Annotated in this window: 30 protein-coding genes; 18 read left to right on the forward strand and 12 right to left on the reverse strand. The window is 39.5% G+C overall.

The window, feature by feature from the left end; all coding sequences use genetic code 11:
• Positions 1–3: 3 nt before the first annotated feature.
• Genes waaF through A4G16_RS07640 form a run of 3 tightly spaced genes read right to left on the reverse strand, consistent with a single transcriptional unit; the run spans position 4 to position 2,822 of the window.
• On the reverse strand, positions 4–1,038 hold the full coding sequence (gene waaF, locus A4G16_RS07630) for a lipopolysaccharide heptosyltransferase II (RefSeq protein ID WP_165889382.1): 1,035 nt from the start codon (positions 1,036–1,038) through the stop codon (positions 4–6).
• Positions 1,039–1,069: 31 nt separating this feature from the next.
• Complete coding sequence (locus tag A4G16_RS07635; RefSeq protein ID WP_165889383.1) at positions 1,070–1,486, reverse strand: MliC family protein; 417 nt, start codon at positions 1,484–1,486, stop codon at positions 1,070–1,072.
• A 55-nt stretch (positions 1,487–1,541) separates the two neighbouring features.
• Entirely contained in the window at positions 1,542–2,822 is a 1,281-nt protein-coding gene (locus tag A4G16_RS07640) for a LysM-like peptidoglycan-binding domain-containing protein (RefSeq protein ID WP_165889384.1), read from the reverse strand.
• 296 nt (positions 2,823–3,118) lie between these two features.
• Between A4G16_RS07640 and A4G16_RS07645 the strand changes: the two genes are divergently transcribed.
• The 6 genes from A4G16_RS07645 to A4G16_RS07670 all read left to right on the forward strand — a co-directional run bounded on the left by A4G16_RS07645 (position 3,119) and on the right by A4G16_RS07670 (position 9,888).
• A complete protein-coding gene (locus A4G16_RS07645) occupies positions 3,119–3,463 on the forward strand; it encodes a ComEA family DNA-binding protein (RefSeq protein WP_165889385.1) in 345 nt (114 codons plus the stop codon).
• Between the two features lie 165 nt (positions 3,464–3,628).
• On the forward strand, positions 3,629–4,519 hold the full coding sequence (gene asd, locus A4G16_RS07650; protein ID WP_165889386.1) for an archaetidylserine decarboxylase: 891 nt from the start codon (positions 3,629–3,631) through the stop codon (positions 4,517–4,519).
• Between the two features lie 166 nt (positions 4,520–4,685).
• Positions 4,686–6,962 (forward strand): bifunctional glutamate--cysteine ligase GshA/glutathione synthetase GshB, encoded by a 2,277-nt coding sequence (gene gshAB, locus A4G16_RS07655; protein WP_165889921.1) that lies wholly within the window; start codon positions 4,686–4,688, stop codon positions 6,960–6,962.
• Between the two features lie 289 nt (positions 6,963–7,251).
• Entirely contained in the window at positions 7,252–8,226 is a 975-nt protein-coding gene (gene manX, locus A4G16_RS07660; RefSeq protein ID WP_165889387.1) for a PTS mannose transporter subunit IIAB, read from the forward strand.
• 11 nt (positions 8,227–8,237) lie between these two features.
• Positions 8,238–9,038 carry a PTS mannose/fructose/sorbose transporter subunit IIC gene (locus tag A4G16_RS07665; protein ID WP_027073761.1) on the forward strand — a complete coding sequence of 267 codons (801 nt, stop codon included), beginning with the start codon at positions 8,238–8,240 and terminating at the stop codon, positions 9,036–9,038.
• Positions 9,039–9,051: 13 nt separating this feature from the next.
• The gene (locus tag A4G16_RS07670; protein WP_042804199.1) at positions 9,052–9,888 is read left to right on the forward strand and encodes a PTS mannose transporter subunit IID; all 837 of its coding nucleotides are present in this window, start codon (positions 9,052–9,054) and stop codon (positions 9,886–9,888) included.
• A gap of 142 nt (positions 9,889–10,030) precedes the next feature.
• Here A4G16_RS07670 and tpiA read toward each other — a convergent pair whose 3' ends face one another.
• Positions 10,031–10,822, reverse strand: a complete 792-nt coding sequence (gene tpiA / locus A4G16_RS07675) for a triose-phosphate isomerase (RefSeq protein ID WP_165889388.1) — start codon at positions 10,820–10,822, stop codon at positions 10,031–10,033.
• 159 nt (positions 10,823–10,981) lie between these two features.
• Between tpiA and truD the strand changes: the two genes are divergently transcribed.
• The 8 genes from truD to A4G16_RS07715 all read left to right on the forward strand — a co-directional run bounded on the left by truD (position 10,982) and on the right by A4G16_RS07715 (position 16,532).
• Entirely contained in the window at positions 10,982–12,001 is a 1,020-nt protein-coding gene (truD, locus tag A4G16_RS07680; RefSeq protein WP_165889389.1) for a tRNA pseudouridine(13) synthase TruD, read from the forward strand.
• Between the two features lie 131 nt (positions 12,002–12,132).
• Positions 12,133–12,915, forward strand: a complete 783-nt coding sequence (gene surE, locus A4G16_RS07685; RefSeq protein WP_165889390.1) for a 5'/3'-nucleotidase SurE — start codon at positions 12,133–12,135, stop codon at positions 12,913–12,915.
• The gene (locus tag A4G16_RS07690; RefSeq protein WP_165889391.1) at positions 12,902–13,486 is read left to right on the forward strand and encodes a YqaA family protein; all 585 of its coding nucleotides are present in this window, start codon (positions 12,902–12,904) and stop codon (positions 13,484–13,486) included. Before surE ends, A4G16_RS07690 begins: the two co-directional genes overlap by 14 nt.
• 16 nt (positions 13,487–13,502) lie before the next feature.
• Positions 13,503–14,015, forward strand: a complete 513-nt coding sequence (locus A4G16_RS07695; protein WP_165889392.1) for a LysM peptidoglycan-binding domain-containing protein — start codon at positions 13,503–13,505, stop codon at positions 14,013–14,015.
• A gap of 19 nt (positions 14,016–14,034) precedes the next feature.
• Positions 14,035–14,241, forward strand: coding sequence for a hypothetical protein (locus tag A4G16_RS07700; RefSeq protein WP_165889393.1), 207 nt, complete (start codon positions 14,035–14,037; stop codon positions 14,239–14,241).
• A gap of 18 nt (positions 14,242–14,259) precedes the next feature.
• Complete coding sequence (locus tag A4G16_RS07705; protein WP_165889394.1) at positions 14,260–15,516, forward strand: peptidoglycan DD-metalloendopeptidase family protein; 1,257 nt, start codon at positions 14,260–14,262, stop codon at positions 15,514–15,516.
• A gap of 79 nt (positions 15,517–15,595) precedes the next feature.
• On the forward strand, positions 15,596–15,970 hold the full coding sequence (locus A4G16_RS07710; protein ID WP_165889395.1) for a hypothetical protein: 375 nt from the start codon (positions 15,596–15,598) through the stop codon (positions 15,968–15,970).
• Positions 15,963–16,532, forward strand: coding sequence for a DNA-3-methyladenine glycosylase I (locus A4G16_RS07715; protein ID WP_165889396.1), 570 nt, complete (start codon positions 15,963–15,965; stop codon positions 16,530–16,532). Before A4G16_RS07710 ends, A4G16_RS07715 begins: the two co-directional genes overlap by 8 nt.
• A 40-nt stretch (positions 16,533–16,572) precedes the next feature.
• Here A4G16_RS07715 and acpP read toward each other — a convergent pair whose 3' ends face one another.
• Together acpP and rpe are read right to left on the reverse strand one after the other, a co-directional pair.
• The gene (acpP, locus tag A4G16_RS07720; protein ID WP_006249478.1) at positions 16,573–16,803 is read right to left on the reverse strand and encodes an acyl carrier protein; all 231 of its coding nucleotides are present in this window, start codon (positions 16,801–16,803) and stop codon (positions 16,573–16,575) included.
• Positions 16,804–16,998: 195 nt separating this feature from the next.
• Positions 16,999–17,676, reverse strand: a complete 678-nt coding sequence (gene rpe, locus A4G16_RS07725; RefSeq protein ID WP_165889397.1) for a ribulose-phosphate 3-epimerase — start codon at positions 17,674–17,676, stop codon at positions 16,999–17,001.
• Between the two features lie 182 nt (positions 17,677–17,858).
• Here rpe and A4G16_RS07730 point away from each other — a divergent pair, with 182 nt between their 5' ends.
• Complete coding sequence (locus A4G16_RS07730) at positions 17,859–18,131, forward strand: type B 50S ribosomal protein L31 (RefSeq protein ID WP_165889398.1); 273 nt, start codon at positions 17,859–17,861, stop codon at positions 18,129–18,131.
• An 11-nt stretch (positions 18,132–18,142) separates the two neighbouring features.
• On the forward strand, positions 18,143–18,268 hold the full coding sequence (gene ykgO, locus A4G16_RS07735) for a type B 50S ribosomal protein L36 (protein ID WP_027073749.1): 126 nt from the start codon (positions 18,143–18,145) through the stop codon (positions 18,266–18,268).
• Positions 18,269–18,329: 61 nt separating this feature from the next.
• On the opposite strand, the gene A4G16_RS07740 is transcribed toward ykgO, so the two are convergent.
• From A4G16_RS07740 to A4G16_RS07760, 5 genes are all read right to left on the reverse strand, one after another.
• Positions 18,330–18,863 carry a YggT family protein gene (locus A4G16_RS07740; RefSeq protein WP_165889399.1) on the reverse strand — a complete coding sequence of 178 codons (534 nt, stop codon included), beginning with the start codon at positions 18,861–18,863 and terminating at the stop codon, positions 18,330–18,332.
• A 101-nt stretch (positions 18,864–18,964) separates the two neighbouring features.
• Positions 18,965–19,306 (reverse strand): YggL family protein, encoded by a 342-nt coding sequence (locus A4G16_RS07745; RefSeq protein ID WP_027073747.1) that lies wholly within the window; start codon positions 19,304–19,306, stop codon positions 18,965–18,967.
• Between the two features lie 36 nt (positions 19,307–19,342).
• On the reverse strand, positions 19,343–20,092 hold the full coding sequence (gene trmB, locus A4G16_RS07750; RefSeq protein WP_165889922.1) for a tRNA (guanosine(46)-N7)-methyltransferase TrmB: 750 nt from the start codon (positions 20,090–20,092) through the stop codon (positions 19,343–19,345).
• A 9-nt stretch (positions 20,093–20,101) separates the two neighbouring features.
• Positions 20,102–21,052: a beta-ketoacyl-ACP synthase III gene (locus A4G16_RS07755; protein ID WP_165889400.1), complete on the reverse strand. Its 951-nt coding sequence runs from the start codon at positions 21,050–21,052 to the stop codon at positions 20,102–20,104.
• 136 nt (positions 21,053–21,188) lie between these two features.
• The gene (locus A4G16_RS07760; protein WP_165889401.1) at positions 21,189–21,980 is read right to left on the reverse strand and encodes a D-hexose-6-phosphate mutarotase; all 792 of its coding nucleotides are present in this window, start codon (positions 21,978–21,980) and stop codon (positions 21,189–21,191) included.
• 138 nt (positions 21,981–22,118) lie between these two features.
• Here A4G16_RS07760 and fbp point away from each other — a divergent pair, with 138 nt between their 5' ends.
• The gene (fbp, locus tag A4G16_RS07765) at positions 22,119–23,123 is read left to right on the forward strand and encodes a class 1 fructose-bisphosphatase (RefSeq protein WP_165889402.1); all 1,005 of its coding nucleotides are present in this window, start codon (positions 22,119–22,121) and stop codon (positions 23,121–23,123) included.
• A 33-nt stretch (positions 23,124–23,156) separates the two neighbouring features.
• On the opposite strand, the gene mobA is transcribed toward fbp, so the two are convergent.
• Positions 23,157–24,239: a molybdenum cofactor guanylyltransferase MobA gene (gene mobA / locus A4G16_RS07770; RefSeq protein ID WP_165889403.1), complete on the reverse strand. Its 1,083-nt coding sequence runs from the start codon at positions 24,237–24,239 to the stop codon at positions 23,157–23,159.
• 87 nt (positions 24,240–24,326) lie between these two features.
• On the opposite strand from mobA, the gene A4G16_RS07775 reads away from it, so the two are divergent.
• A complete protein-coding gene (locus A4G16_RS07775; protein ID WP_165889404.1) occupies positions 24,327–24,596 on the forward strand; it encodes a YihD family protein in 270 nt (89 codons plus the stop codon).
• Positions 24,597–24,598 lie beyond the last annotated feature (2 nt).

A 24,598-nucleotide genomic window follows, 5' to 3' on the forward strand; every position in this document is an offset into this window, starting at 1 on the left:
GATTTATAATAATGCTCTGAGCTTTTCCGTCACCATTTCAGGGCTAATATCAATTAAACTTTGATGATAACCTTCAGCCCCTTGACCTTTGCGGACTTTAATTAATCCACCTTCAATTAAGCGGATAATTACTGCGTTTGGGGCAAGTGGAGGCGTATATTGAGGACTAGTCGGGCCGTATAGTGCCACTAGCGGTTTATTCAAGGCTGCGGCGATGTGCATTAGCCCTGAGTCATTACTCACAACCGCTTGGCAGTCGGCGATTAAATCAACCGCTTGGTTGAGATCTGTTTGACCGGCAAGATTGATACAATAACGCTGTAAGTGTTCAGGTAGGGCTAAACGAATCTGCTCACCTACCTCTTCATCTTTTTTCGAGCCAAATAAACGCACAGAATAGCCTTGTTCAATCAATACTCTGGCAAGTTCAGCATAATGATAATGTGGCCAACGCTTCGCCGGCCCGAACTCTGCTCCAGGGCAGAAACCAATAGCGGGACGCTCTTGTGCATAAGCAAACTGCTTTTCAAATTTCGCTTTGGTTTGAGCAATTTCCTGCAAATCTGTTTTAAGGTAAGGGTAAGCAATCGGCAACTGATCTGCATTCGGAATACTACCTTGTTCAAAAGCAAGTGCTACATAACGTTGCACCATCATAGGATAATCATTTTTATTGCTACGTAGATCATTTAGCAAAAAATAGCGACTTTCCCCTTTCCAGCCACGACGTTTAGCAATTTTGGCAAATAACGGAATAAAAGCTGACTTTAATGAATTAGGCAATATAATTGCCATATCATATTGATTTCTAAACTTTTTTCCAAGCTGATAACGTTCACATAAACGAAAAGCTCCATGCCCAATTGGCATAGAAATAGCTTTACGAACTTCCGGCATACGGCTTAATAGCGGACGGCACCAATCCGGTGCCATAACATCTATCTGACAATCCGGATATTGTACTTTCAACTGTTGATATAATGAATGGGACATCATCATATCCCCAACCCAAGAAGGCCCTATCACTAAAATATTCATTTGCAAAATTCTCTGAAGATCTTACCGCTTGCTACTGTTTAACACAATTTGCTGCTAATGTTTTTTTGGTATTATTATACAAAAAAGCTTTGCCATCACGTGTTTCATGCCATGTCCAGCGGATATTGGTATATTTTTTTCCGTTTTTTGTGACTACTGCAGAAAGTTGGTGTGATATACCTTGAAAACTGATCGTTACCATTTCTTTTTTAGTGAAATTGCTCGTGTTATTCTGGCGTTCAACTTCTACTTTTTTATCATTTTTACAACGATAGATAACAACTTCAGAAGCCTGCCCAATCTGAGTAGTCACTGTTTGCGTCAGTTCTTTGCCTCTCTGAACCTGATGAATCTGCTCCACAGGTGTTACCGCAGGAGTACAAGCACCAGCTAATATTGTCACTGCAATTAACCCAATAAGTTTATGTTGTTTTCGAAATAAGTTCATCTGTACTCCTTTTTCAAAAAAAGAGCAACGTTTGTAGCGTTGCTCTTGATTTGTTTTATTTAAAAGTATAGCTACCATTTGATTGACGTGTAAATTTACCGCCAGAGCCGATGCTCATTTCAACTACACGGTTATTTTTGTCTAAGCGCACAGTTACACGTTCACCTACTTTTAAATTACTTACGACATTGTTCACTTTACTCATAGCATTAACGTCTGAGATATTTAAATTATTATCACGGAACACCTGCATTAATGATACCCCTTTTGGCACAGTCATCGTTTTAGTTGCCATAGATGAAATTGTAGCTTTCTCAACTTCTGCTTTTAATGGCGCTTTTTCAGTTGTAGGCTTAGAAGCTACTTTAGCAACATCTTTCTGTGGTTGAGTCGTTACACGTTCAGCTTTAGGCTGAGTTTTAGGCTGTGATTTTGTTTCAGGCTGATAAACTACACTCCCCTGCGTTTGAGGTTTAACAACAGGCTGAGTTACAACAGGTTTATTTTCAACTGGTTTTGCCGCAACAGGTGGCTCAGTAACAGATGGAGTCTGAGTATTAACTGTTTGCTCGCTTTGTGCTGGAGTTGAAGATTGAGGCTCATTTACACTTTGCTGGGTTTGTAGCGCAGCTTGTTCTTGTTCCTGCAACTGTTTCGCCGCTGCCTCTTGTTCAGCTCGAGCCTGTTCTTCTGCACGTTTTGCTTCTGCTTCATCCACAGGACGGAACTCAATCGGTAAACTACTACCTTGCTGAGATTGCAGTTCTTCTACTGTTTCAGGTGTACTTGGTTTTAATAAAAAGAAAAGTACCAATAATGCCAATGCTAATAATGCTACCAATAATAAACGGCGTGTTTTTGCAGGCATTTTCGCTTTAAGCATACTGTCTGTTTTCACCGTTGCAGCCGCTGCCGCAACTGATGCACCTGCTGCTGTCGCTGTAACATTTGGAATAACACGTTCAGTAGTAAAGCCCTCGTTAATAGGTTTCACCACAATTTCTTCCTCTACTTTTTCATTTAATTCAATACGAGCTTCACTTGATGTTAAGACGGTTTCTTCTACTTCTGAAGTTACTTGCTCAACTTCCTCTGAAGTTGGCGTAAATTGAAACTCTTTTGCAGGTTTTGCCATTTGTTCAGCTTGTGGTTTTTCAATCGGCTCCGGACGTTTCATAATCGGCGTGAAGGTATGACCCGGTGATTGAGTTGAATGTAAAGAAACATAAGGTTTGTTATGTTCAGTTGTTTGATTAGATTCTGCTACTGTATTCTCTTCAGTAAGCGTTAAAGGTTCACCGAAAACAGGCTCTTTACGAAAGTTATTTTGTGTCATGTTAATTCCAAATAGAGTTAATTAATTCAAGCTAAATAAAAATGTTGCTATTTTAAAACATTTAAAACAATTCATCACTTTATTTAAAATAAATTTACGTAAATAGCGGTCATTTTTTCTTAATTTTTTGCAAATTCTCTCAATCTCACCTTATTTCAGACCAAATTCAAGAGGATAAGTTTATGCTTTTTCTATTTTTTCGATCCACATCGAAAAATTTATTTTCTCACGTTGCAGTAAATCTTATTCACTTTTAATCTCTTACTTGAAATTCACTCAACAACAAGGACATAACTATGAAAAAAATAAAAGCATTTACCTTAAGCTTATTAATCGGTTTATCCAGCCATACTTTCGCCCAAACCCAACCTATAACAAATACGGAACAAACATCGCCTACTCAAGCTGTGGAACAAGTTACAAACCAAAGTAAAATCACCCCCAATGCGGTTAACATTAACCTAGCGAGTGCAGCCGAACTACAAGATAAATTAGTTGGTATAGGTGAGAAAAAAGCACAAGCGATTGTAGATTACCGCACTAAAAACGGTAATTTTAAAAGCATAGAACAACTTACTGAAGTCTCAGGAATTGGACAAGCAACCTTAGACAAAAATCGCGCTAATATTGTTTTAGAATAAGAGAAAATATGTTGAAGTGGGTGATCTACAAAGCCCTCTCTCTGTTTTTTTCTTTGTAGCTACTTCAACATTTCTAATTTTTTTATGTATTTTGTATTGTATTTGTTATACTTCGCCCTCATTTAAAAACACAATCAGGTTTTTAATTAAGAGAGGATAATCGCAATGCAATTAAAATCATACCCGACTCCAACTTATTTACAAAGAGTAAAAATCGCTCTGCACTATTTACTACCGCAACTTGTTATTACCCGTGCAGCAGGTTGGTTAGCTGAACAAAAATGGGGATCTGTCACCCACTTTATCATTAAATTATTTGCAAAACAGTATAACGTAAATTTATCTGAAGCAGCAAAAACTGAAGCTTCTGATTATTCCACTTTCAATGAATTTTTTATCCGTGAGCTAAAAGAAAATGCTCGCCCAATTAATGCAGACACTAATACGCTTTGCTTACCGGCAGACGGTAAAGTCAGTGAATCAGGTGATATTTCTAATAATCGCTTATTACAGGCTAAAGGGCATTTCTTTACCTTAGAAACGTTATTAGCTAATGATCTAGAAATGGCAGGAAAATTCCAAGACGGTACATTTATTACCACTTATTTATCACCAAGCGATTACCACCGTGTACATATGCCGTGTGATGCAACATTACGTAAAATGATTTATGTACCAGGTGAATTATTTTCGGTAAATCCGTTTTTAGCCGAACATGTGCCAAATCTGTTTGCCCGTAATGAGCGAGTTATCTGTGAATTCGATACAGCATTCGGACCAATGGTACAAATTTTGGTAGGTGCAACAGTAACGGCAAGTATGAGCACCACTTGGGCAGGCGTAATTAATCCACCTCGCACAAATGAAGTGATCGTTTGGAACTACGAAAACGAAGGTGAGAAAGCAATCCATCTGAAAAAAGGTGATGAAATGGGCGCTTTCCGCTTAGGCTCAACTGTTATTAACCTATTCCCGAAAAGAAAAGTGGCCTTAAAACCTGAATTAACAGCAGGTGCGAAAACCCGAATGGGTGAGACTTTAGGACAACTGATCTAATTAACTCACAAAAATAAAACTCAAATCTGCACCTAGATTTAGGTGCAGATTTTTTATAACAAAATCATCTACCTCATTCCAACAAACTAAAACCCACTATTTCACTAAGTCTTTTATTTATGTTATCGTGCTAAGGTATTCATTCCATTTTTTAAAAGGATAGATGATGAAATTACAACAAATTATCCGGGAAAATCATTTAGCACTACTGTTTCAACAGGGTTGTTTTGGTTTGGAAAAAGAGAGCCAACGTATTGATATTAAAGGCAATATCGTCACTACCCCACATCCAGCTATTTTTGGTAATCGCTCATATCATCCTTATATCCAAACTGATTTTGCTGAAAGTCAATTAGAGTTAATCACACCACCCAATGCGAAATTGGAAGATACTTTTCGCTGGCTTTCTGCCATTCACGAAGTGGTTTTACGATCTTTGCCTGAAGATGAATACATCTTCCCATTGAGCATGCCTGCCGGCTTACCACCGGAAGATCTGATTCAAGAAGCACAGCTCGATAATCCAGCGGATGTTAAATATCGAGAGCATCTATCTGCCAATTACGGTAAGTATAAACAAATGGTCAGCGGCATACATTATAATTTCCAACTTTCTGTTGAATTTGTAGAAAAAGCCTTTGCTTTGCAAACCGAATATCAAGATTTAAAAACCTTCCAAAACGCACTTTATATGAAGCTTACTAATAACTTCTTGCGTTATCAGTGGATCTTGCTTTACTTACTTTCTGCTACACCGACAGTGGAATCGCAATATTTTTACGGAAAATCACCGCTTGCGGAGGGGCAATTAGTTCGTAGTTTGCGTTCTAGCCCTTATGGTTATGTCAATTCGCCAGATGTAGTAGTCAATCACGATAGCTTGGAAAGCTACGTTGAAAGCCTTGAAGCTCAAGTTGAAAAAGGTTTATTAATTGCAGAGAAAGAATTCTATTCAAACGTGCGTTTACGTGGTGGCAAAAAAGCACGTGATTTACTAGAAAATGGTGTGAAATACGCTGAATTCCGTTTATTTGACTTAAACCCATTTTCACCTTACGGCATAACACTAGAGGATGCAAAATTTATCCACTATTTCTTACTTGGAATGCTTTGGCTGGACGAAACAAGCGGTCAAAAAGAGGTAGAAATCGGCAAACAGAAACTTTACCAAGTCGCATTGGAAGATCCTCGTACGGAAACTGCTTTCCGAGCTGAAGGAGAAACGATCTTAACGCAAATCTTAGTAATGCTGAACGAATTAAATACCAAAGAGGAACTGAAGGATCTCGTGCGTGAAAAATTATCCCAATTTGCCGATCCTCGCAAAACACTTAATGGACGTTTAATTACGGCTATTGAGCAATTTGGCAGCTATAAAGCTTTAGGTGCAAAATTAGCCCAAGATTATAAAGCACAAGCCTTTGAGCGTTTTTATGCTTTATCTGCATTTGACAATATGGAACTTTCCACCCAAGCGCTATTTTTTGATTTAATTCAACAAGGTATTAATGTCGAATTATTAGACGAAAACGACCAATTCCTTGCCCTTCAATTTGGCAATCATTTGGAATATGTGAAAAACGGCAATATGACCAGTCACGATCAATATATTTCGCCGTTGATTATGGAAAACAAAGTCGTCACTAAAAAAGTATTGGCAAAAGCCGGATTTAATGTGCCGAAAAGTGTGGAATTTACCACAATTGAACAAGCTATTGCTCACTATCCGCTTTTTGAAGGCAAAGCAGTGGTAATTAAGCCAAAATCCACTAACTATGGTTTGGGCATCACTATTTTCCAACAAGCGGTTAAAAATCGAGAAGATTTTGCAAAAGCTATTGAAATTGCCTTCCGTGAAGATAAAGAAGTGATGGTAGAAGATTATTTAATCGGTACCGAGTATCGCTTTTTTGTCTTAGGTGATGAAACCTTAGCAGTCCTGCTACGAGTGCCTGCAAACGTCATTGGTGACGGTATTCACAGCGTGAAGGAATTAGTAGAAATGAAAAATACTGATCCTCTACGCGGCGATGGTTCTCGCACCCCGCTTAAGAAAATTGCCTTAGGTGAAATTGAGCAACTACAGCTCAAAGAACAAGGCTTAACCATCGATTCTATACCGGCAAAAGATCAGGTAGTACAGCTAAGGGCTAACTCAAATATCAGTACCGGTGGAGATTCTATTGACATGACTGACCAAATGCACGAGAGCTATAAACAACTTGCTGTCGGCATTGCTCATGCAATGGGAGCTAAAGTGTGTGGAGTGGATTTAATCATTCAAGATCTCACCCAGCCTGCACAGCCTAACCTTGACTCTTGGGGTGTGATCGAAGCAAACTTCAATCCAATGATGATGATGCATATTTTCCCCTATCAAGGAAAATCTCGCCGCTTAACTAAAGCAATTATTAATATGCTGTTTCCGGAAATTAGATCTTAGTTTTACTCTCATTTCAAATTAGGGGTAATTGCTATGCAATTACCCCTAATCTTACCTAAGCACAGCAGGACTCCAAATAGAGATTCCGCCCCCTCAAATACCCCTATATAAAATAGTTGTTTGTTATAAATATGTTATAAACAAAATACATTTTGACCATTTTACAGGCAAAATATTTTAACATCTGTGATATAGATCACACTTTCATAATTAATTTATTGTTTAAAATAATTATCATATTAAAATCACGCCCGTTAAATAAACTTAAATCCCTCTAAAGGAGTAATACATGAGCATTGCTATTATTGTAGCGACCCATGGTGTTGCTGCAGAACAACTTCTCAAAACCACTGAGATGTTAATCGGGGAACAAGAAAATGTAGCCTACATTGATTTTGTTCCCGGCGAAAATGCAGAAACTATAATGGGTAAATATCAAGCCCTTATTGAAGGTCCATTATCAAACTGCGATCAAGTACTGTTTTTAGTGGATATGTGGGGCGGTAGTCCATTTAATGCCGCAAACCGTTTCCAAGACGGAAAAACTGGTATGGATGTTGTTGCAGGTGTTAACATTCCAATGTTAGTCAACACTTGTATGGCCCGCGATGATGTTGAATCTCTAGAAGAATTAGTTGAGGTAGCATTAGAAGCCGGCTCAACAGGCATCCGCTCTCTTAATCACCAACCTGAAGTAGCCACTCCTCCTGAGCCTACACCTGCCCAAGAAACAGTAGCACCACAACCTGAAATTATTGATGATGGCCGCCGTATGACGATTGCTCTTGCTCGAATTGATGATCGCCTTATCCATGGACAAGTTGCGACAGTTTGGACGAAAGAAAGCAAAGTTAGCCGTATTATTGTCGTCAATGATGGGGTAGCAAAAGATAGTGTCCGTACTACCATGCTAAAAAGCGTTGCACCACTTGGTGTTACTGCCCACGTAGTGGATGTAGCTAAAATGATTCGAGTGTACAACAACCCTGAGTATGCTAACGACCGTGTAATGCTTTTATTTACCAATCCAACTGATGCATTAGCTCTCATAGAGGGTGGAATTCCACTTAGTAGTATTAATGTTGGCGGTATCTCCCATAAAGAAGGGAAAAAAATGGTCAGCCACGCTGTCGCAGTAGATCAACAAGATATTAGTGCATTTAAAGCAATTGATGCTAAAGGTGTTGAATTAGAGGTACGTAAAGTATCAAGCGATAGCCGTCAATATATGATGGATTTATTGAAAAAACATAACTTAATTTAAAGGAAATCACTATGGAACTCTCAGCATTACAAATTGTGCTTTTATTCCTCGTTGCCTGTATCTCCGGTATGGGTTCAATTCTTGATGAGTGGCAAACTCACCGCCCACTTATTGCTTGTACAATGATTGGGTTGGTATTAGGTGATGTAACAACCGGTGTTATTGTCGGTGGCTCATTAGAACTATTGGCACTAGGCTGGATGAATATCGGGGCTGCTGTTGCACCAGACGCCGCATTAGCTTCAATTGTATCGACTATTTTAGTGATTGTTGGCCGCCAAGATATCTCAACCGGTATTGCGATTGCTATTCCCCTTGCCGCGGCAGGTCAAGTATTAACCTATGTAGTACGTGCAATTACCGTTGGTTTCCAACACGCCGCCGATAAATCTATCGAAGACGGTAACTTAAGCCGACTAGACTGGTTACATCGTGGAGCATTATTACTACAAGCAATGCGTATCGCAATCCCGGCTTTAATCGTAGCATTAACGGCAGGTACTGATGCAGTACAAACGATGTTAAATGCAATTCCGGAAGTCGTAACAACCGGTCTTAAAATTGCAGGTGGATTTATTGCAGTAGTAGGTTATGCAATGGTTATTAATATGATGCGTGCAGGCCACTTAATGCCATTCTTCTTTGCAGGTTTTGTGATTGCAGGTTTTACCGATTTCAACCTTGTTGCTCTTGGTGTGCTAGGTACAGTAACAGCGATGATTTACATCCACATGCATCCAAAATACAACAAAAGTCAACAAGTTGTGGTAGCCGCGACCCAGAAAAATGATTTAGACAACCGCTTAGACTAAGAGGGCATTCAATATGACAACTGAAATCAAAAAAGTAACAAAAAGCGATTTGAATGCTGTTGTACGTCGTTCAAATTTATTCCAAGGTTCATGGAACTTCGAACGTATGCAGGCGTTAGGCTTTGCTTACGCTATGGTACCTGTAATCAAACGCTTATACCCTGATCCGAACGACCCAGGTCGTAAAGCTGCTATTAAACGTCATTCTGAATTTTTCAATACCCAGCCATTTGTAGGGGCGCCGATTTTAGGTGTAACCATTGCAATGGAAGAAGAACGTGCCAATGGTAAAGAAATTGATGATGCTGCTATCAATGGTATTAAAGTAGGTTTAATGGGACCGCTTGCAGGGGTAGGTGATCCAATTTTCTGGGGAACAGTTCGCCCGGTATTTGCAGCCTTAGGTGCAGGTCTCGCATTAAATGGTAATATTTTAGGACCGATTCTCTTCTTCGTATTATTCAATCTTGTTCGCTTGGCGAGCCGTTACTATGGTGTTGTTTACGGCTATAAAAAAGGCTTAGATGTCGTTCAAGATATGAGTGGCGGACTTCTGCAGAAATTAACCGAAGGAGCATCGATCTTAGGTCTGTTTATTATGGGGGCTTTAGTACAAAAATGGACAAGCATTAACGTGCCACTCGTACTTTCTACCATTCAGAAACAAGACGGCACAACGGAAATTACAACTGTACAGAGCATCTTAGATAGCTTAATGCCGGGCTTGTTACCATTACTATTAACATTTGCGTGTATGTGGTTATTACGTAATCGTGTCAATGCAATTTGGATTATCTTAGGATTCTTTGTAATTGGAATTTTAGGTGCAGCAACAGGCGCACTCTCTTAATCGCAAATGAACGCTATGAAAAACGCTTGGGAAACCAAGCGTTTTTTTACATACATAAAAAATAACAAGCGGTTATTTTTCTTAAGCAATTTGCAAAAACTCGAAGAAAAATGACCGCTTGTAACAGAATGATTAGTGAAAATTACGCCTTAGCTTGAGCTGCCGCTTTCACAATCACAGCAAATGCAGGCGCTTTTAACGAAGCACCGCCTACTAATGCACCGTCAATATCCGGTTGGGTAAATAACTCTGCAGCATTTGCATCATTTACCGAACCACCGTATTGAATAATCACTTGATCCGCCACCGCTTGAGATTTCTCAGCAATATGACCACGAATAAATGCGTGAACTGCTTGCGCCTGCGCCGGAGTCGCTGATTTTCCGGTACCGATTGCCCAGATTGGCTCATACGCAATCACCGCACCGTTAAATGCTTCGACACCTAACGCATCGATTACTGCATCAATTTGGCGAGCGCACACTTCTTCTGTTTTGCCAGCTTCATTTTCTGCTTCAGATTCACCGATACATAACACCGGCACTAAACCCGCATCTTTTAATACTTTGAATTTTTGTGCAATAAACTCATCGCTTTCTTTGTGGTAAGTACGGCGCTCTGAGTGACCGATAATGATATATTTCGCCCCAAACTCTTTTAACATTTCCGGTGAAATATCACCGGTGAATGCGCCTTTTACATTCACATCAACGTTTTGTGAGCCTAAAGCGATCAAGCCTTTATCATTACAACCACAGCCACAACCTGCAAGTGCAGCCTCTGCATGAGCTAAATACATCACCGGTGGTGCAATTGCGACATCACAGCCCTCAACGCCATGTAATTCTGCTTTTAAATCTGCAATTAACGTTTTAGTGAATGCTTTATCACCATTTAATTTCCAGTTACCCATTACAAGTGGACGACGTGCCATTTTGTTTCTCCTATTAAGTTTAATTTAAAGATTAAAACCGCTACAAACTATACCAAATTTTAAATATATTTTGTTGTTTTTTATTTTGCTTTTTCTGATCTAGATCGAAGCTTTAACGTATAATGTTCTATTATCTTTTGATTATGAGAAACTAAGGCTATGCAACTGAATTATTTATACTCTGCCCCGCAGGTACGAGGGCGTTTAAAAACAGAATTCACAGATTTTATCGTACGTGAAGAATTAGGCTATGATTTAGCCGGTGAGGGTGAATTTGTTATAGTGAAAATCCGTAAAACCAATGCCAATACTCTTTTCGTAGGTGAAAAATTAGCAAAGTTCGTCGGAATTTCAGAAAGAGAGATGAGCTACGCCGGCCTTAAAGACCGCCATGCAGTAACAGAACAATGGTTCTGCTTACATTTAGCTGGCAAAGAAACGCCGGATTTTTCTACTTTTGAATGCGAAGGCGTGGAAATTTTAGAAATCACCCGCCATAACCGAAAAATTCGTGTTGGCTCACTTGCCGGCAACCATTTTGAGTTACTTCTACGCGATGTAAAAGAAAATGAAGATTTAACCTCACGTTTACACCAATTACAAGCGGTCGGATTTCCTAATTATTTTACCGAACAACGTTTCGGGCGAGACGGGCATAATTTAACTCAAGCTTTACGCTGGGCAAAGGGTGAAATTACAGTAAAAGATCGTAAAAAACGCAGTTTTTATCTCTCTGCAGCCCGTAGCGAGGTCTTTAATTTAGTGGTCTCACAACGTATTGCCGATGGTTTAATGAATAAAGTGTTGGAAAATGACTATGTGCAGTTAGCCGGTTCAAACAGCTTTTTCTGCGTTCAAAAGGAAGAGGTTGAAGAAACCCAGTTGCGTTTAACTCAAAATGATGTGCTACTAAGCGCGCCACTGATTGGAGAAAAATCTCTGGAGGCGGTAGCAAATCCGACAGAAAAACAGATTATCGAACAACATGCTACTCTCGTGGAATTGATGAAAAAAGAGCGAATGAATACTGCTCGCCGCGCAATGTTATGCAAACCGAAAAATTTAACATGGCAATTTAAACAAGAAGGCTTACGCCTAACATTCTTTTTAGAATCAGGCAGCTATGCCACAGGGCTGGTAAGAGAGTTAATTCAATTAGCCGAAGAAAACGATCAATAGGCATAATTTGCAAAACTTTAACAAAATCTTACCGCTTTTTGCACTTTTAGACTAAAAAAATTGTCGAAAAATTGTTAGAATCACGATCTTTGTATTTAGAATCTATGAAGATGTAAGATCTAAAGGGAAATATGCGAATTTTAATTAGTAATGATGACGGCTTTCACGCGGTCGGCATCCAAACCTTAGCCAAAACATTACGTGAAGCCGGGCATATAGTGACCATCATTGCTCCGGATCGCAACCGTAGTGCAGCCTCAAGCTGTTTAACCTTGGTTGATCCTTTACGTGTGCACCGTTTTGATGAATATAACTATGCGGTTATCGCCGGCACTCCGGCAGACTGTGTCCATTTAGCCCTAAATGGATTATTTAAGGGTAAAGAAAAATTTGATTTAGTGGTTTCAGGTATTAATCATGGTGCAAATTTAGGCGATGATGTTGTCTATTCCGGCACAGTCGCAGCTGCATTAGAAGGTCGAAACTTGCCACTTCCAAGCATTGCTGTATCTCTCGTTGGTCGCCAACACTCTTCATTTTTAGATGGAGAAAATCATTTTGAGACAGCAGCTTTGGTTGTATTAGATTTATTGGAAAAAATGAAAACGCAAGTTTTCCCATCTAACCATGTGCTAAACGTAAACGTTCCGAATTTGCCTTATTCAGAATTAAAAGGCACTATGATTACCCGCTTAGGTGAGCGTTCACCAGCAGCAGAAATTGTGAAGCAAAAAGATCCCCGCAATGCTGATGTTTACTGGATTGGTGTAACAGGTGCGCCTTTAGATGAGAGCTACGGCACTGATTTTTATGCATTAAATCGCGATTGTGTGTCTATTACTCCAATCCAAGTAGATATGACAGCCCATAAAACGATTGCAACTTTAAAAGGCATTTTTAATGAAACTGTTTGAGAAAATTTATGACAAAACAATGGAATGGTCAAAACACCGTCTAGCGGCATTTTGGCTGAGTTTTGTCAGTTTTATTGAGGCAATTTTCTTCCCGATTCCGCCAGATGTGATGCTTATTCCCATGTCAATGGCGAAACCGCAAAATGCCTTTAAATATGCCGTTTATACAACGCTAGCCTCTGTACTTGGCGGTATTATCGGATATTTTATCGGCTTATATGCTTTTAATTGGGTAGAAGGGTTAATCGCAAGCTGGGGGATGCAAGCTAACTTTGATAAAGCGAAATCTTGGTTTGAAACCTGGGGAGTTGCTGTAGTATTTTTAGCCGGCTTCTCACCGATTCCCTATAAAGTCTTTACTGTGTGTGCAGGTGTGATGCAAATGGCATTTTTCCCGTTTGTGATTACCTCTGCAATTTCTCGTTTTGCAAGATTTATGTTAGTCGCCAAGCTTTCTGCTTGGGGCGGCAAAAAATATGAGGTGAGAATTCGCCGTTCAATTGAATTAATTGGCTGGGGCACAATCGCATTAGCCGTTGTTGCCTATATAATCTATACATTAACGAAATAAATTTTAAGGATAAAAAATGAAAAAATCACTTTTTGTTTTATCACTTGTTTCATTTGCATTAGTTGGTTGTTCAAATAATTCAGGTGAATCAACTACCTCAAGCGTAGAAACAACAGATGCAAATGCAACTTGGCAATCGGCTGACTCCATTCAAACTGCACCGATGCCGGCATCAATGAACCAACCTGTTGTGACTCAACCAAGCTATTCACAACCGACCTACCAAGCTCCGCAGCCAATCTCTGCTGTGCCTGCTCCGGCGCCTATGCCTGCAGCAGACAATAGTTACGGCGGTTCACAGGTGGAAACTGTCGGCAATTGCCAAGTCGTAAGAGATGGCAACAATGCACCAATCTATTCGCAAATTACTAAAGGCTGCTATACCGATAACTCTTATACTGTAGGGAAAAGTGACACACTTTATTTAATCGGCTATCTCACCGGGACTAACGCAAGCCATATCGCTAATTTAAACGGACTAAATGCCGGTTCCAGTTTAAAAGTTGGTCAAGTATTACGTGTACGTTAATCAAAAACAAGGATATTTAATGAAAGCATCTTTGATTGCAGTTGCAATTTCTTGCGCGTTTTTAACCGCTTGCACAACCGCACCTAAACCTAAAACATTACCACATAATCCGAATGAATTACCGTCAGGTACGATGGAGCCTGTTGCCGGTTCAGGAGCAAGTACAGGCAGTTATAGCTGGCCAACTGATATTCAATCAACCCCTATGCCGGCAACAATGAAATAATTTTAGGATAACTATTTAATGAAAAAGCAATTTATTCTTTTACCTCTGGTTTCTACTATCTTAGCCGCTTGCTCTTCGAATAATCCGGCACCGGTAGTCAACGCGTCAGGTAATACAGAACTTAGCCCGGGTGTTATGCAGCCTGTTGATACAACCACGTCAATTAACTCAACAGGTGGCTGGCAGTCTGATATTCAAAGTACACCAATGCCTAGCTCAATGAATACGACACCGGTACAGCCTATTTCTCAGCCTGTTTCTGCTCCACAACCGGTAGCAATCAACCCTGTGATTGCAGAGCAACCTACACAGCCTACTACCACAACCAAGATTGTGAAAAAAACTAAAAAAGTAGAAAAAAAAGTAGACCAGAACTTTGAGATCCCACGCGATGCCAACAATGCACCAATGTATAACCAAATTCAAAAAGGGTTCTACGATGGCTCAACCTATACCGTTCGCAAAGGTGATACCATGTTCCTAATCGCTTATATCGTGGGTAAAGATGTAAAAGAAATCGCTGCCCTAAACAATATGAGCGAGCCGTATCAATTAACTGTCGGACAAAAAATCAAAACCGGCAAATCAGCCACTGAAACTATTACAGTAGAAGAAAAGGTCACCGTTCCTGTTGAACCTCAAATTACTTATCAACAAGGTGCAAACGGCACAACTTACGCTTCTGACGGTAATATTACCGGACCTGTAAAAGCAAGCATGGGAAATGCTGATGTCGCGGTACAGAATAATGGTATTAAAGCAACTACAGAGACAGTAACACCAGCAGTAACTGCAAGTGTCGGTACAATTGACCAAGCTGAATCCAGACCTGCTTCAACAATCCGAGCAACAGCAGGAGACAGTAACTTACAAAATACAAATACAACTGCTGCGCCAGCTTCCTCAATTAAATGGCAATGGCCGACAAGTGGACGAGTTATCTCTGGTTTCTCATCTGCAGAAGGTGGCAATAAAGGCCTAGATATTGCAGGTACAAAAGGACAAGATGTCCGTGCCGCCGCTGCAGGTAAAGTGGTATATGCAGGTAATGCTTTACAAGGCTATGGTAACTTAATCATTATTAAGCATAACGATGACTTCTTAAGTGCTTATGCTCATAACAATACCATTGAAGTTGATGAGCAAGACACGATTAAAGCCGGTCAAAAAATTGCAACCTTAGGTAGCACTGGTACCAATACCAACAAGCTTCACTTTGAAATTCGTTACAAAGGTAAGTCTGTAGATCCTGCTCGCTATTTACCAAGAAAATAATAGTAAAATTTTAGCCTAATCTGACCGCTTGTATCCACTCAACAGATTCAAGCGGTCGATTTTTATGAGAATCTTGCAAATGAAAAAACCACTCTTAGCAATGATGCTTACAAATGTACTAACCGCTTGCTTAGATAATGTGGAAATAGCCGCAATCGGTGGGCAAAAAGATGCACACGGCTGTTTAACAGCATCAGGGCAACGTTACTCTTTCTTAAAACAGGCCTGCATTCAGCCCTTTGATGTCGCAGATATCAAATTAGCCGATCCTCAAAACAAGTCTTTGGCAATTTATGTGATCTTATCTGAAGACAGGTCACAAGCAGAAATTTTGGCTTCTGAATTACCCGAAAATACTATTTTAGATGTGGTAAAAGGAGGCTATATTTCTAAAGATAATAAAATTCGTCTGCTTAAAACAGCAGGCCATTGGAAACTTCAAAAATATGACTAAAGATAACTTTATCCGCTGTCATTGGTGTGGTGAAAGCGATATTTATATAAACTATCACGACCAAGAGTGGGGAAAACCACAATTCGATAGCCAAAAATTATTTGAACAAATCTGTTTGGAAGGACAACAAGCCGGACTTTCTTGGATTACTGTTCTAAAAAAACGAGAAGCCTACCGCCAAGCATTTTATCAATTTTCCCCCACCCAAATTGCCCAAATGACTGAACAAGATATTGATTTGCTCATGGAAGATGCAGGGCTAATCCGCCACAGAGCCAAGCTCGAAGCGATTGTGAAAAATGCTAAGGCTTATCTTTTAATGCAGGAGAAAGGTGAGGATTTTAGCGATTTTATTTGGGCTTTCGTAAATCACCAACCACAAATTAATGATGTGCCAACAATTGATGATATTGCAGCTAAAACCGAGACATCTACCAAAATGTCGAAAGCATTAAAAAAACGGGGGTTCGTGTTTGTAGGCGAAACAACTTGTTATGCCTTTATGCAATCAATGGGGCTGATAGATGACCATCTTAATGAGTGCTTTTGTAAAAATAGATAAAAAATTAGGCGACCAATTGGTCGCCTAACATCTATTCAGATTATTGATTGTTTTGAACGTAATCAATTGCTGATTGAACAGTTGTAATTTTTTCAGCTTCTTCATCTGGAATTTCGATATCGAATTCTTCTTCTAAAGCCATTACTAATTCAACTGTATCTAAAGAGTCAGCACCTAAATCTTCAATGAATGAAGCTTCAGGTTTCACGTCTTCTGCTTTCGCGCCAAGTTGATCAACAATGATTTTTTTTACGCGTTCTTCAATGCTCATTTTGTTTTTCCTATAGTGAATATCGCATAAGTGCGAGAGTTAAATAGTGTAATCTAAATAATCTCAAATACAACCTTTTATAAAAAGGTCAAACCAGACTATTTAAATACACAAGAATAGAACTGTTATCTAGTTTGCCATTCTATCATTATGTTTTAGTTTAATCCATAGAGATAGAGCAAATTTCATTATTCCTTAACCAACTTTAGCCAGCTCAGAACGCATTTGCTGGATAACCTCTTGATAGTTTGGTTGGTCAAAAATTGCTGAACCGGCAACAAACATATCCGCACCGGCTGCTGCAATTTCTGCAATATTATTAATCTTCACCCCACCATCAACTTCTAAGCGAATATTATAGCCACTTTCATTAATACGACGGCGGGCTTCTCTTAATTTCTCTAATGTCGCAGGAATAAAAGATTGACCACCAAAACCTGGGTTTACTGACATAAGTAGAATGACATCCACCTTGTCCATAACATAATCTAAATAATTCAGTGACGTTGCCGGATTAAATACCAATCCCGACTTACACCCCAAATCGCGAATAAGCTGCAATGTTCTATCAATATGCTCTGTTGCTTCAGGATGGAAAGTAATGTAATCAGCACCCGCTTTTGCAAAATCAGGAATCAAACGCTCAACCGGTTTTGCCATCAAATGTACGTCAATCGGGCATTTGACACCATAATCACGCAAGGCTTTACAAATTGCCGGACCAAATGTGAGATTAGGAACATAATGATTATCCATCACATCAAAATGGATTAAATCTGCCCCGGCATTTAAGACTTCTGCCACATCATCCCCCAATCTTGCCAAGTCTGCTGACAATATTGAAGGTGCAATTAAATAAGGATTTTTGCTCATTATCTGCCTCCATTATATTTTTACGGTTAGATTACCATACTTTTAAAATTGAACAGAGTATCTATCCTTTAAAATCTCACTTTATTTTCAAACGCCATAAAAAAATTATGGATTAAATAAAAAATTTCGTATATGATATTTACCATAATTTAATTATGGTTATAAAATTTCTTGGAGAAAATATGAAAAAAGGGATTCATCCTGAAAATTATCGTGAAGTATTGTTTTATGATGGCTCAGTGCAACAAGGCTGGATTATTCGTTCTTGTGCTGCAACAACTAAAACAATGGTATGGGAAGACGGCAAAGAATATCCGCTTTATACGCTAGATACCTCATCAGCATCTCACCCTGTATATACAGGTAAACGCCGTGAAGCAAATACTGAAGGTCGTGCAAGTCAATTTAAAGATAGATTTAAAGGTTTTGCATCGACACTAGCCAATAAAAAATAAAAGGGAACAAAATGAAGATCTTAAATTCACTCAAATCAGCAAAATCACGCCATCCTGATTGTCAAATTGTAAGACGTAAAGGTAAGCTGTATGTGATTTGTAAAACTAACCCAAGATTTAAAGCACGCCAACGTTAATAAAAAATCCGCAAGTATCTCAATGAAACTTGCGGATTTTTACTTTTATCACTTTTCTTACTTAAGCTGCTGCCCATAAAGCGCCGAAAATTTTAAAAAATACGCTGTTTAACATTAACAAAGCAAACCCAAGCACCATTACCGAAAAATCCAGCATTCCCGTTTTTGGCAGTAATCTACGAATAAAGCCTAAAACCGGCTCAGTAATTTGTGCAACCGTATAATCTAAAGGATGATTACCTTGAGTTACCCAACTCATTAAAGCACGAATTAAGGTGGTAAAAAACAGAATCTGTCCGAAAGTTTTCACAACACTTAACAAGCCAATTAATACAGCTCTTGGTAAATCAATACCAAACAAGATAAATTGCAAGGTGACCAATCCCGCAGCAATTAATAATGCAGGAAAACAGATATTTTTGATAGTTGGAATCAGCTTGCCTACAGGATAAACCAGAGGCTCTGTGATTTTGAGTAATGTTTGGGAAATCGGCAAACGCGGATCAACTCGGCAAAATTGTAGCCACGCTCTGAGTACCAAAACAAAACTTAGAAAGCCAACAATTAATGAAATAACAGGGGCTAAAAATTCCATCTATTTCTCTCTTTTTACGCTTTAAAATAAAAAAAGCGGTCGCTTTTTTAAAAAATTTTGCAAATTTTCAGAAAAATATGACCGCTTGTTTATCCAAATAATTAAGCTTGAACAGGATAATCCCACCAAATATCAAATAATTCACTTACTTGAACATTTTGTAAACCATTGTTTTCTAACCAATTTTTTACTAATTGACGATGAGATTCATCACATTTGCCTAATTTTTCTAAACAAACTAAACCTTCCCAATTTAAGTAACCGTTCGCTTCTAGTGCTAAGCCGTTTACTTTAATCACTTCATCAATAAAACGATCTACTACTAAATCAATTTGATCGATACCCGTACCTTCAGCAAAGCTGAATTTCACTAAAAAACCTAACTCTTGGAATTCCGCTAAGTGCATTTTTTTACGCTGACGTGCGTTACGTTGGATAGCCATTGCTATTCTCCTCTTTATGAATGAATAAACTATAAATTATTTTTTGATAAAATATAAATCCCAAACACCATGTCCTAAACGATGTCCACGCTCTTCAAATTTGGTCAAAGGGCGGAAATCCGGACGTGGAATAAAATCATTGCTTGCCGATGTATTCTCTAGCTCTGCCTCAAATTGACGAAGCACTTCAAGCATATGCTCGGCATAATTTTCCCAATCGGTCGCAAAATGAATAAAGCCATTTGGGCTTAATTTAGCCAGTACACGTGTAATAAACTCAGGCTGCACAATACGACGTTTATGGTGTTTTGCTTTTTGCCAAGGATCTGGAAAATATAACTGCAAGCCGCCAAGAGTGCCTTCTGCAATACTATCTCGTAGAATTTCAGTCGCATCGTGGCAAATAACCCGTAGGTTTTTTACTCCTTTCTCTAACGCATAAGCAATACAAGCCCCCACACCCGGGGTGTGAACTTCAATACCGATGTAGTTACGATTCGGGTTTTGTTCCGCCATTTCCACCAGCGATCTTCCCATACCGAAACCGATTTCCAAGACAACTGGATTGTTATTACCAAAAATCTGTGCAAAATCAAAGGGGGTTGATTGATAATCTAAGCCTAAATTTGCCCAGTTATTATTCATCATATCACGCTGATAATCGCTTAAACGACCGGTACGTAACACAAAGCTACGCACTTTTCGTAAATAGCGACCATCTTCGGTGAATTCAGCTTGCTCTACGGTTTTACGTTTTTTGTCTGCAAAAGTCTGTTTTTCTGACATCATCTCGCCTTAAAATTTCACCAACGCAGAACCCCAAGTCCAGCCACCACCGAATGCCTCAAGGAGTAATAACTGACCACGTTTAACCCGTCCGTCACGTACAGCTTCATCTAAAGCAACAGGTACCGTCGCAGCACTGGTGTTAGCATACTTATCTAGTGTGACTACCACTTGCTCCATTTCCATATCTAACTTTTTAGCTGTTGCAGAAATAATACGCAAATTTGCCTGATGAGGAATCAACCAATCCAAATCTGATTTTTCTAAATTATTTGCTTCAAGCGTTTCTTCCACTACGCTTGAAAGCTGATTAACCGCTATCTTGAAAGTAGAATTTCCCTGCATTTCAATAAAGCCTGAACGATCTTCACCCCGTTTTTGGCTTTTTAAAGTGAGATTATTCTCTAAATCCGCTGAGGCATGTAAGTGGGTTGAAAGAATCCCTGGCTCATTACTTGCTTCTAAAATAACAGCCCCCGCACCATCACCAAATAGCACAACGGTACTACGGTCGGTTTCATCCAACATTCTGGAATTAATATCTGAGCCGATAACCAAGGCTTTTTTCACTTTGCCGTTACGCACAAATTGATCGGCCACGCTTAAAGCATACACAAAGCCCGTGCAAGCTGCAGCCACATCAAAAGCAATCGCATCTTCAATACCCAGCAAACCTTGAATTTGGCAAGCGGCACTAGGGTAAGCATGTGAATTGGTTGTAGTACCAACAATGATTAAATCAATTTCATTGGCATCAATTTGTGCCATTTCTAAAGCTTTCTGAGCGGCTGCAAAGCCCATTGTTGCAACGGTTTCATCTGCTGCTGCGATACGACGTTCGCGGATACCTGAACGGGTAACAATCCATTCATCAGAGGTATCTACCATTTTCTCCAACTCTGCATTAGTGCGCACATAAACCGGCAAATAGCTCCCCGTTGCTAAAATTTTGCTATTCATATATTTTTATTATTCTCAATCGATTAAATGATAATCCGTTATTATAGCTTGAAAATGCGGAAATATACAGACTTTGCAAGCGGTCGGTTTTGGTAAATTTTTTGCAAAAAATGACCGCTTGCCATCATCTCAATATTTATCTTACTGAAATTCTCACCCCCATTGTGCCATTTTGCTCCAGCAATCGGCTTAAACGGGCAGTCTCTACACATACCATATTGTGATAAGCGTGTTCACTCATACCGTTGGTTTGCTTATGCCAAGGGTTCCATAATACCGTTTCTGTGGCATTGATATGCTCAACAACAATAGTACGATTATGCCCTATATCTTCAATTCTATTTATCTGTTCTGCCTCATAAATACAATCTACATTTTCACGGATAATGCGTGGCGAAGGTACACTTACCTCCTGATTGGTTAATTTATCAAAACAACGCGTTGGTAATCCGTTTACCTCTAATTGCTCAATATCCGCGATATTAAAATAGGTGTGTAATGCAGCTTGTGCAGGCTCTTTACCTAAATGAGTAAAATTCAGCTCGCAGATTTCACCTAAAATCATCTCAATTTTTGCCTCACCAGCCAAAGTAAAGACTAAACGAACATTGTCTGATGCAACCGAATATTCCGTTAAACACCACTCTTGAATGCGTGATGTACCATGAGCCGGTACTTTCACTGTACCAAACCATGGATGGCAAATCGGCACACCACCACGAATGGCTGTTCCTATTTGAAAAGGCGCGATTTCACTCAACCATAACACATCTTTAGCAGTATGCTGTGGTTGCCAACTTAACAATTGTGCCCCTTGCAGAGCAATTTTCGCTTTCACTTTTGGATGCTCAACGACCAATACAGCAAGCTCGTTATACTGCAATAAATTAAGCTCAGCACAAAAACTTTTGATTAAAGAGTGGCTCATATTTCATTCCTTATATAGTTAAAATGACTTAAATAGCACAAAAATGTGAATCTCATCACAAAAAATAACACTCATCACATACCTCTTCCAAGGTAAACGTTATAATGCATAAATTCTAACATACACGAGGAGAAAAACATGAAAACGCTCGGCGAATTTATTATTGAAAAACAAGCCGAATACCCTGGCGCAAAAGGCGAATTAAGCGGAATTTTATCTTCTATTCGTTTAGCTGCGAAAATTATTCACCGTGAAATTAACCGTGCAGGCTTAAGCCAAGATATTCTAGGTACTGCCGGCTCTGAAAATGTACAAGGTGAAGCTCAAATGAAGTTAGATGTTTTTGCTAACGAAACCATGAAAAAAGCCTTGCTGGCTCGTGAAGATGTGGCAGGCTTTGCCTCCGAAGAAGATGACGATTTTGTTGCATTTGATACTGAACGGGGGCGTAACGCCAAATATATTTTAATGACCGACCCGCTAGACGGTTCATCTAATATTGAAGTGAATGTGTCGGTTGGAACAATTTTCTCTATCTACCGTCGTGTTTCGCCAATTGGCACACCTGTTACGCAAGAAGATTTTCTACAAGAAGGCCGCAAACAAGTCGCTGCTGGTTATGTGACTTACGGCTCATCAACAATGCTGGTTTACACAACGGGTAACGGCGTAAACGGTTTTACTTACGATCCATCATTGGGGCTGTTTATTCTCTCCCACCCTGATTTAAAAACACCAACAGAAGGAAAATATTACTCTATCAACGAAGGACAATATGTCACCTTTCCACAAGGGGTAAAACGTTTTATTAAATATTGCCAAGAAACCGATGAGGCCAGCAAACGCCCTTATTCATCACGTTATATCGGTTCACTGGTGTCTGATTTCCACCGTAATTTACTCAAAGGCGGAATTTATATCTATCCAACCTCCACCGTTTACCCCAAAGGGAAATTACGCTTACTCTATGAATGCAACCCGATTGCCTTCCTAGCAGAACAAGCAGGCGGTATGGCAACCGATGGAATCAACCCGATTTTAGACATTAAGCCCACCGAGCTACACCAACGTGTTCCATTCTTCGTCGGCTCAAGCTCAATGGTTGAACAAGCGGGCAAATTTATGCGGGAATTTGCAGAATAAAAAATCAAGGCGAACATCATGTTCGCCTACTTTTTACTTTATTGTTTGCAGCCATGCGTTGATAAACTCAGCAATTTGCTCCACGTTATTAATATCCAATACATTTTCCCGATCTAGCGGGTAATCGGTCGCGGTGGCAATTGTCCAACCATCCAGTTCTGGTAGTATTTTGTCAATCTCTTTTCGGTGGAGCTGAATTTTCGGCATTTGTTCGTGTTTGAACCCTTCCACCAATACTAAATCAACCGCAAGCGGGTCAAATTTTGCAATTAATTGGGAAAATTCGACCGCTTGTCTGGTTTCAGTCATCAATGCCCAGCGTTCATCGCAAACAATCATTGTCGGGTTTGCTCCTGCTTCGCGTAAGCGGTAGCTGTCTTTACCTTTTTTATCAATCTCCACATTGTGATGCGAATGTTTTATCAGCCCAACCCGAATGTCACAAGCGGTCAATTTTGGGATTAATTTTTCCAATAATGTCGTTTTGCCGGTGCCGCTGTAGCCTGTAATGGCAAGGGTTTTAATCGGGAAGGGAGAAGAAACTTGCGCCAATTCATCCAATGTATTGAAATTGCTAAAGGCAGTCTTTTGGTCAGAAAAATCTACCGCCACACTTTTTTGCGATTGGAAAAACCAAAGCAAACGACGTTCACCGGAAACTAAATATTGCTTTAATACCTCTTTAAGAGAACGATGTACTAAAGCAAAGGTTGGGTGCGCTCGTTCACCATCGTGGGCATAGGCAATGTTAGCATCATTAATACGCAATGCCGTGTATAATTTTTGCAGCAAATTAGCCGGCAGAAACGGGCTGTCGCACGGCACAAAGAGCAGATAATCGCTATCAATTTGTTCTAAACCGGATAACATTCCGCTTAACGGACCCTGGAAATCAGGCAAGCTGTCCCGATAATGAGGCAAGTCTGGATAAAACTGCTGATATTGTTTGAACTCTCGGTTGATATTAAGCCAAATATCATCCACTTGTGGGGAAAGTTTCGCTAAAATATGGGAAATGAGTAGCTTTTCATTTAAAAGTTGTAACCCTTTTTCAACTCCCTTCATTCTACGTGCCAATCCACCAGCTAAAATAACCGCACTTATTTCTTCTGCCATCTTCTCCACCCTTAATTTTTTGCAAAAATAGGGCTAAAAGTATATTATTCCGCATAATTTTCAACAAGATCTTTAAGGGGCAAAAAGATGAAGTGTAAACGTTTAGAAGAGTTGCTTGAATTACTTAGCGAGCATTGGCGTAAAAACCCAGATTTACATTTAATCGACATACTACAACAACTTTCGGTAGAAGTTGGTGAACCGAATAATTATGCAGCCTTGCGTGATGAAGTATTGATTTACCAATTAAAAATGCGAAATGCGGATAAACATGAGCCGATTCCGGGCATTAAAAAAGATTATGAAGAGGATTTTAAAACTGCTTTATTGCGTGCGCGTGGAATTTTAAACGATTAAGT

Origin of the sequence: Mannheimia granulomatis (assembly GCF_011455695.1) — a bacterium.
GTDB lineage: Bacteria > Pseudomonadota > Gammaproteobacteria > Enterobacterales > Pasteurellaceae > Mannheimia > Mannheimia granulomatis_A.

Bases quoted from the DNA above. Each gene is read 5' to 3' on its own strand.
- A4G16_RS07690 (WP_165889391.1), top strand. From the start codon at position 12,902: ATGAAACTGTTTGAGAAAATTTATGACAAAACAATGGAATGGTCAAAA.
- ykgO (WP_027073749.1), top strand. From the start codon at position 18,143: ATGAAGATCTTAAATTCACTCAAATCAGCAAAATCACGCCATCCTGAT.
- mobA (WP_165889403.1), bottom strand. From the start codon at position 24,239: ATGGCAGAAGAAATAAGTGCGGTTATTTTAGCTGGTGGATTGGCACGT.
- truD (WP_165889389.1), top strand. From the start codon at position 10,982: ATGCAACTGAATTATTTATACTCTGCCCCGCAGGTACGAGGGCGTTTA.
- A4G16_RS07700 (WP_165889393.1), top strand. From the start codon at position 14,035: ATGAAAGCATCTTTGATTGCAGTTGCAATTTCTTGCGCGTTTTTAACC.
- tpiA (WP_165889388.1), bottom strand. From the start codon at position 10,822: ATGGCACGTCGTCCACTTGTAATGGGTAACTGGAAATTAAATGGTGAT.
- gshAB (WP_165889921.1), top strand. From the start codon at position 4,686: ATGAAATTACAACAAATTATCCGGGAAAATCATTTAGCACTACTGTTT.
- manX (WP_165889387.1), top strand. From the start codon at position 7,252: ATGAGCATTGCTATTATTGTAGCGACCCATGGTGTTGCTGCAGAACAA.
- acpP (WP_006249478.1), bottom strand. From the start codon at position 16,803: ATGAGCATTGAAGAACGCGTAAAAAAAATCATTGTTGATCAACTTGGC.
- fbp (WP_165889402.1), top strand. From the start codon at position 22,119: ATGAAAACGCTCGGCGAATTTATTATTGAAAAACAAGCCGAATACCCT.
- asd (WP_165889386.1), top strand. From the start codon at position 3,629: ATGCAATTAAAATCATACCCGACTCCAACTTATTTACAAAGAGTAAAA.
- trmB (WP_165889922.1), bottom strand. From the start codon at position 20,092: ATGTCAGAAAAACAGACTTTTGCAGACAAAAAACGTAAAACCGTAGAG.
- waaF (WP_165889382.1), bottom strand. From the start codon at position 1,038: ATGAATATTTTAGTGATAGGGCCTTCTTGGGTTGGGGATATGATGATG.
- A4G16_RS07715 (WP_165889396.1), top strand. From the start codon at position 15,963: ATGACTAAAGATAACTTTATCCGCTGTCATTGGTGTGGTGAAAGCGAT.
- A4G16_RS07745 (WP_027073747.1), bottom strand. From the start codon at position 19,306: ATGGCTATCCAACGTAACGCACGTCAGCGTAAAAAAATGCACTTAGCG.
- A4G16_RS07645 (WP_165889385.1), top strand. From the start codon at position 3,119: ATGAAAAAAATAAAAGCATTTACCTTAAGCTTATTAATCGGTTTATCC.
- A4G16_RS07755 (WP_165889400.1), bottom strand. From the start codon at position 21,052: ATGAATAGCAAAATTTTAGCAACGGGGAGCTATTTGCCGGTTTATGTG.
- A4G16_RS07760 (WP_165889401.1), bottom strand. From the start codon at position 21,980: ATGAGCCACTCTTTAATCAAAAGTTTTTGTGCTGAGCTTAATTTATTG.
- A4G16_RS07740 (WP_165889399.1), bottom strand. From the start codon at position 18,863: ATGGAATTTTTAGCCCCTGTTATTTCATTAATTGTTGGCTTTCTAAGT.
- surE (WP_165889390.1), top strand. From the start codon at position 12,133: ATGCGAATTTTAATTAGTAATGATGACGGCTTTCACGCGGTCGGCATC.
- rpe (WP_165889397.1), bottom strand. From the start codon at position 17,676: ATGAGCAAAAATCCTTATTTAATTGCACCTTCAATATTGTCAGCAGAC.
- A4G16_RS07695 (WP_165889392.1), top strand. From the start codon at position 13,503: ATGAAAAAATCACTTTTTGTTTTATCACTTGTTTCATTTGCATTAGTT.
- A4G16_RS07705 (WP_165889394.1), top strand. From the start codon at position 14,260: ATGAAAAAGCAATTTATTCTTTTACCTCTGGTTTCTACTATCTTAGCC.
- A4G16_RS07730 (WP_165889398.1), top strand. From the start codon at position 17,859: ATGAAAAAAGGGATTCATCCTGAAAATTATCGTGAAGTATTGTTTTAT.
- A4G16_RS07710 (WP_165889395.1), top strand. From the start codon at position 15,596: ATGAAAAAACCACTCTTAGCAATGATGCTTACAAATGTACTAACCGCT.
- A4G16_RS07635 (WP_165889383.1), bottom strand. From the start codon at position 1,486: ATGAACTTATTTCGAAAACAACATAAACTTATTGGGTTAATTGCAGTG.
- A4G16_RS07775 (WP_165889404.1), top strand. From the start codon at position 24,327: ATGAAGTGTAAACGTTTAGAAGAGTTGCTTGAATTACTTAGCGAGCAT.
- A4G16_RS07670 (WP_042804199.1), top strand. From the start codon at position 9,052: ATGACAACTGAAATCAAAAAAGTAACAAAAAGCGATTTGAATGCTGTT.
- A4G16_RS07640 (WP_165889384.1), bottom strand. From the start codon at position 2,822: ATGACACAAAATAACTTTCGTAAAGAGCCTGTTTTCGGTGAACCTTTA.
- A4G16_RS07665 (WP_027073761.1), top strand. From the start codon at position 8,238: ATGGAACTCTCAGCATTACAAATTGTGCTTTTATTCCTCGTTGCCTGT.